This is a genomic window from Microcoleus sp. B9-D4, from assembly GCF_036705105.1.
Taxonomy (GTDB): Bacteria; Cyanobacteriota; Cyanobacteriia; order Cyanobacteriales; family Microcoleaceae; genus Microcoleus.
Genome location: NZ_JAUBTS010000008.1, coordinates 181,096 through 187,095 on the forward strand (window position 1 = coordinate 181,096; position 6,000 = coordinate 187,095).

The 6,000-nt window shown below is 45.6% G+C and carries 7 protein-coding genes; 2 read left to right on the top strand and 5 right to left on the bottom strand.

Annotation, left to right across the window (positions count from 1 at the left end):
* Positions 1–191: 191 nt before the first annotated feature.
* On the top strand, positions 192–803 hold the full coding sequence (locus tag QUB24_RS07745; protein ID WP_333152125.1) for a hypothetical protein: 612 nt from the start codon (positions 192–194) through the stop codon (positions 801–803).
* A 263-nt stretch (positions 804–1,066) separates the two neighbouring features.
* Here the strand turns inward: QUB24_RS07745 and larB are convergent, their stop codons facing one another.
* The 5 genes from larB to ispF all read right to left on the bottom strand — a co-directional run bounded on the left by larB (position 1,067) and on the right by ispF (position 5,485).
* On the bottom strand, positions 1,067–1,870 hold the full coding sequence (gene larB / locus QUB24_RS07750) for a nickel pincer cofactor biosynthesis protein LarB (protein WP_333152127.1): 804 nt from the start codon (positions 1,868–1,870) through the stop codon (positions 1,067–1,069).
* A 34-nt stretch (positions 1,871–1,904) separates the two neighbouring features.
* Positions 1,905–3,665: an ABC transporter substrate-binding protein gene (locus QUB24_RS07755; RefSeq protein ID WP_333152153.1), complete on the bottom strand. Its 1,761-nt coding sequence runs from the start codon at positions 3,663–3,665 to the stop codon at positions 1,905–1,907.
* A 193-nt stretch (positions 3,666–3,858) separates the two neighbouring features.
* Positions 3,859–4,449 (bottom strand): PIN domain-containing protein, encoded by a 591-nt coding sequence (locus QUB24_RS07760; RefSeq protein WP_333152129.1) that lies wholly within the window; start codon positions 4,447–4,449, stop codon positions 3,859–3,861.
* Positions 4,427–4,972 (bottom strand): hypothetical protein, encoded by a 546-nt coding sequence (locus tag QUB24_RS07765; protein ID WP_333152131.1) that lies wholly within the window; start codon positions 4,970–4,972, stop codon positions 4,427–4,429. Before QUB24_RS07765 ends, QUB24_RS07760 begins: the two co-directional genes overlap by 23 nt.
* Before the next feature lie 33 nt (positions 4,973–5,005).
* Complete coding sequence (gene ispF, locus QUB24_RS07770) at positions 5,006–5,485, bottom strand: 2-C-methyl-D-erythritol 2,4-cyclodiphosphate synthase (protein ID WP_333152155.1); 480 nt, start codon at positions 5,483–5,485, stop codon at positions 5,006–5,008.
* Positions 5,486–5,674: 189 nt separating this feature from the next.
* Here ispF and QUB24_RS07775 point away from each other — a divergent pair, with 189 nt between their 5' ends.
* Entirely contained in the window at positions 5,675–5,869 is a 195-nt protein-coding gene (locus QUB24_RS07775) for a hypothetical protein (protein WP_333152133.1), read from the top strand.
* The last annotated feature ends 131 nt before the right edge of the window (positions 5,870–6,000 follow it).

Sequence of the window (6,000 nt, forward strand, 5' to 3'; positions counted from 1 at the left end):
GCAACGCTAGGCTCTCAACCCTTATATAGTCAGTCTTTCCCTAATCTAAAATCTAAAATCTAAAATGGTAGGACTGTGGGTAGACTCTGGGCCCCAGAGGGGGGAGGATAGAGTGGAGAGGCACAAAAGTCGATGGTGTATGGCAAATCCAGTCTGGGTTTGACGAAAATTGTGGAACGGAGGAAAAATTTATGCGGGCCAGTCTGGAAATGCGGTGGTTTTATAGCGGTGCACTGCCAAAATCAATCAATCAATGGTTTGGAAGCGAGAGTCTCGGCACGTATCTTTCGCCTCCCGAAGAGCGGGAAGACATATATTTGCTAGTACCAAGCTGCGACTACTTAGGAGTGAAGCTGCGTGGGAAAACCTTGGAGGTAAAGTGGCGTCAGGGAGAGTTGGGGACAATGCAGTTCGGCAACCGCTGGGAAGGCAAAGCCGAAAAGTGGCTGAAGTGGGTTTGTGCGGACACGATGGCGCCAATACCGGCGGATATTTTGGCGACAGGAAAGTGGGTGGGAGTCAAGAAAAAGCGAGCGCAGCGTCTTTATCAAGTTTCGACCCCTGGTTCCCTGATGTCAGTGCCTGTGGAAGCCCCAATTCCCCAAGGTTGCACCGTGGAACTTACTCAGTTGAACATTAACGGCAGCGCGTGGTGGACTTTGGGATTTGAAGCATTTGGCAGCGAAAGTTCTTTGACAGAAAACCTGCAAACAGTAGCTAGTTGGACTAGCAAGAGTTATCAGGCGCAAAAGTTAAAAGCTGAGGATTCATCTGCTTATCCGGTTTGGCTGGCTAGCAAGTAATATCAAACCCGGCTTTAATAATACCTCCTGTATTTTTTAGTCGCCCTCTGCTGGGACGAGAGTTTGTGTAGATGCGGTTTCAAGAGTCTGATGGAAGGGGTTTCTAACTATAGCGCGAGCGGTCTTCGCGAGGGGGGCGCTCGCACTGCACTCGAAAAATTACAGCAGATTTCAGGTAAATGAAGAACAAAGAAACCTGTTTGGAGTAGGGGCAATGCCAAGAGAACCCTCCCTGATTCAGGATTTCAGTTCAAAACTCAAAACTATTCCCCCTCTCTCCGATTCTCCTCCTCTTTCATTTTCCCCACTCTGCCAGCACTTCTGAGAATTTGACAAGCCAAAATCGCCGCCCCAAACCCATTATCAATATTCACCACACCCACACCAGCCGCACAAGAATTGAGCATAGTTAAAAGAGGAGCAATCCCGCCAAAACTCGCGCCGTAACCTACACTCGTCGGCACAGCAATCACCGGACAATCTGCCAAACCTGCAACCACACTCGCCAAAGCACCTTCCATACCCGCAACCGCAATCAACACATCAGCATCAGTAATCACGTGCCGGTTGCTCAGCAAGCGGTGAATGCCGGCAACTCCGACATCCCACAAACGTCGCACCTGAAAACCGCAAAGTTCCGCAGTAATTGCCGCCTCTTCGGCTACAGGTAAATCCGCCGTTCCCGCACTGATAATAGTCACAGTACCCGGATGCTGCGGACTTGGGGAATTAGGAGAAATTGCACAAATTCGAGCCTTTTGGTAGTAGCACAAATCGGGTATTTTGTGTTGCAATTGCTCGAAAACTTCCGGTTCGATTCGTGTCGCCATCACCGCAGAATTTCGCCCGCGCATCGCCTCGATAATTTCAACAATTTGGTCGGGCGTTTTCCCTGGGCCCCAAATTACTTCAGGAAAACCCGTTCTTAAAGTGCGGTGGTGGTCAATTTTGGCAAAATCGCCGACTTGTTCAAAGTCAAAATGCTTTAATTTATCCAAAGCTGCGATCGGGCTAACATCGCCGGTCGCGACAGATTCGAGTAACTTCTGTAAAATTTTAGGTTCCATTAATTAATGACTGCTAATGACTGCTGACTGCTGACTATTGGGCAATTTTCAGATCGTACAAATTCCAGAAAGCACCACCGAGGGCACTGTAGCGAATTCCCGAAACGCGATCGCGCACCGCCTCAAAAGTCAGCGGATTCACCATATAGATAAACGGCACTTGTTCCGCTATAATCCGCTGCGTCTCGCCATAAATTTCCTTGCGCTTCGCCTCATCAAGCTCCTGGGAAGCTTTCACGTAAAGGTCATCAATTTTCTGCTCCCAGTCGTCAACTTTCCAACCCTGAATCGGCGGTTCTCCGGCTTGCGGGCCCTGGTTGAAACTGTGCAGTGTGCCGTTAACAGACCAAATATTGTAGCCGCTGTGCGGTTCAGTACCTCCCGTAAAACCGCCGAGGTAAGTATCCCAATTCCGCGTCAGACGCAGCTTTTCCACATAAGTGTTAAAACTCAGGAACTGCGTATCAATTTGCATCCCCAGTTTGCCCAAGTCTTGCTTAATTTGCGTTGCCATTTGTTCCCGAACTTTTTTACCTGCCGCCATCAACAAAGTAAATCGCACCTTGTTGCCTTCAGCATCCAACAATTCTTCGTTACTATTATACTTGAAACCTGCACTTAACAGTAACTCTTTGGCTTTTTGTCGATCGTAACTGTAAGTTTTCAATCCCTGTTCTGGGGACAGGTAGAACGGGCTTTGCGCCGGAATTGGGGAATGTAGCGGCGCGCCCAGTCCGCGATAAATATTGTTAGTCATCGCCTCGCGGTTGATGCCGTAGGCGATCGCCTGCCGAAATTCCTTACTAGCAAACCAGCGAGACTTAACCGGGTCTACAAACGGCTGATTTTGAGCATTGCGCCCCTTATTCAGATTGAAACACATAAACACGCTGCCAGTATCCGGGCCGCCGTTAAAGACCGTATATTTGCCGCGTTTTTCCTCCCGTTTCAGCAGGGGAAACACTTCCGGCTCCACATTCAGAGTATCCAAATCGCCCGATCGAAAATTCAGCAGTTGATTATCAGTATTTTCGATAATTTGCCAAACAATTTGCTGGATGTAAGGTTGAGGATTTCCCTCAGCATCTTTCCGCCAAAAATACGGATTTCGTTCCAAAACCACGCGCTGATTAGGAGTATAACTCAGCATTCGATATTGACCATTTCCGACAACTTTTTTAGGAGCAGTATCCGTGCCCCAAGTAGTCAGGAATTTAGGATTGCCGTCTGCATCTGTATTTTCGACAGCTTCCTGTAAAATATGAGCTGGTAAAATCGGGATTCCCCCAGCATATCTAATAAATGGAGCAAAGGGTTCGGCAACGGAAAATTCAACGCGGCGGCTGTCAATTTTTTTAACTTTTGGGTATTCGCGACTCATGCCAACTCTCAGAGTATCTTTCAAACTGCTAGGGATTTTGTCATTGAAATAAATCTTTTCATAGCTGAAGATAATGTCATCAGTAGTCAGAGGCTGGCCGTCCGACCATTTCAATCCCTCTCGCAGGGTAAAGACAATCTTTTTGCCATCTTTAGAAACTTCCCACGACTCAGCTAAACCGGGTTCTAACTCGGATGTCAAGCCGTTTTCGTTGATCAATCCCTCGTACATATAGCCAAAAACGCTGTATGCAGATTGATTTAGCGGGTAGTTAAAGGTAGCTGGGCCACTGGGGGTGGGAACGATGAGTCTGTTTACTAAGTTCGATCGGGCTGGAGTACACGCCGACAGAGTTATAGTGGCAATTGTCGCCAGTAAAATTGCCAGCCAGCGCAGTCTTGAATGTAGCATCATAGAAATTTTCATAATTTTTTAGTTTACCACCTGCGTGCAACTACGAGGAACCAATCACCAATAACAAATAACCAATGACCGAAAGTAATATGCTCACAAGCCCCTGGATTCATCCGTAGAGACTTTAAAAAGCTCCGCATCATTCCTAACAAGCCCCCGGATTCATCCGTGGGATGAATCTAAAATCTAAAATCTAAAATCTAAAATTGGTTGACTGAGATTGTAGCCAACCGAGAAAGTCTTCAGTGCGCGAAAAATACTTTTCCACTCCAGCCTGTTGCAAAGCATCTTGAACTTCGGGAAGTTGGCGAAATTCTTTGATGTTGCCGCTTAAAAATGCTTTGGTTTCTGTGGGGTGCAAGCGGGCATGACTCAAGATACAGTGTAGAATTAAATTATCTGTTGGGTCTTTAGCGATGAGAGTTGCATTCAAGCTTTCTTGAATAATATTAGCTGTTAAATCAATCATCTCAGCATTTTGAGACAACTGCTCAATAGATTGGCGCAGACGCAAATCTATATCGTCTAGTCGTCTTTCATGGTCGATTTTAGACTGACCTAAGTTAAAAAATAGAGACTGAGCGTGCTGCGAAGTCAAATCTCGATTAGCTTCGCTGATTTGATTGTCAAGTTGCTGCTTGAAATAGTTGTGTCGCTTCACTTCGTCCTCTAAAGCAGAGAAAGATTCCATGTAGCAAATACTGGGTATTGTCAACTGTACAGATGCTGGCATTTGCCTCAGCAACGTACTTGCTTGAGGGTCACGCCCTGTGGCAATACTCATCAAGAAGTTTGTCTCTATATACAAAATTACCAAGTTGTACTCCTGATTTTGTTGTTCCACCAGCCAGCCTTTCTAACAAGCCAATTATTGCTAGTTTTTCTGATGCTGGCGGCATCTCAGATTTCCAGTTATATCCTAAGTCTCGCAGCCAAGATTCGATTAGACTCTCTAAGTAACGCTCAGATATCCATTTTTTACCAAATTCAGGCTCATAATAACGAAGTATCTCACCAGTATTTAGAGAACAAACAGGTTCAGATAAATTTACTCCGTCCCATTTGAAAATCAGAATTTGTTCGGTGTCAACAAACATAGCATAGGGAATTATGGTGCGTTGCTCGGATATCTTCGCTAACACAGCTTTCATCCAAGATATCATGTAGTCAGCAATCCTCTGCTTGGCTGCTGTTTCTTGAGCTTCAATAATTTTGACTTCGATTAGCACGACTACCCGATCGTCCTTATCCAATGCGATAATATCGGCGTCTATGGGTAACTCTAAATCCAATGTTTCAGTTTGCATGGTTTTGGCCTTCCTAAAACGTAGATTAAAGTTTTATTTTAGCACTAACAAAACTACAGCGTAAGCCGCGATTCCTTCTTCTCTCCCCACGGGACCTAATTTTTCGTTGGTGGTGGCTTTGATGCCAATTTGGTCTGGTTTTAATTGTAGGACAGCAGAAAGCCGATCGCGCATTTGCTGAATATGCGGTTTCAGCTTTGGACGTTCGGCCACCACCACCGAATCAATATTGCCGATTTCCCAGCCTTTATCTAATATTAACTGATTGACTTGTGCCAGCAATACGAGACTATCAGCACCCTTCCATTTGGGGTCAGTTGGCGGGAAATAAAGACCGATATCTCCTAAGCTGAGAGCTCCGAGCATGGCATCCATGATAGCGTGAGTAAGTACGTCGGCGTCGCTGTGGCCGAGTAATCCTAATTCGTGAGGAATATTGACACCGCCTAGGATGAGAGGGCGTTCTGGAACTAAGCAGTGAATGTCGTAGCCGTTGCCGATGCGGATGTTCATGTAAAAGGAAGGTTTGGTAAGTATAGTAGAAGACAATTATTTCATATTTTCAGGGAGATATAGCAATCCTCGCATCATTTGCATAATTATTGTAGGGGCAATCCCACGCCCGGTTGCCCGATAGATAGGGGGTAGGCACTCTTAGCACTACCCCTACAAATTTATTTGAATCATTTAGGATTGCTATAAGTGAATTTATCTTTTAATGCCGCTCCGAGTGTTAAAGAATTTTTTTTTGCTGCTTTCCTCAGCAGTTATGGCAATCCTAAAGCTGTTGGAGGGGGGAGAGAAGGGTTAATGCTGGAAACGCTAGAAAATTATGGGGAATTCTCGATCGCTCTCCTGAACTCAAAGACTTACAAACGCGAATCCAAAATTTATTAGGCTCTTAAATATACCAATACTCCGGACAGTTTTTAAAGAGGGATGCGACGCCTACGGCAAGCAACGCTTACGCAATAAATCACAGAAGCGAAAAAAGTGAGTGCAATCTGAACCCAAAATGAACAGAAAAA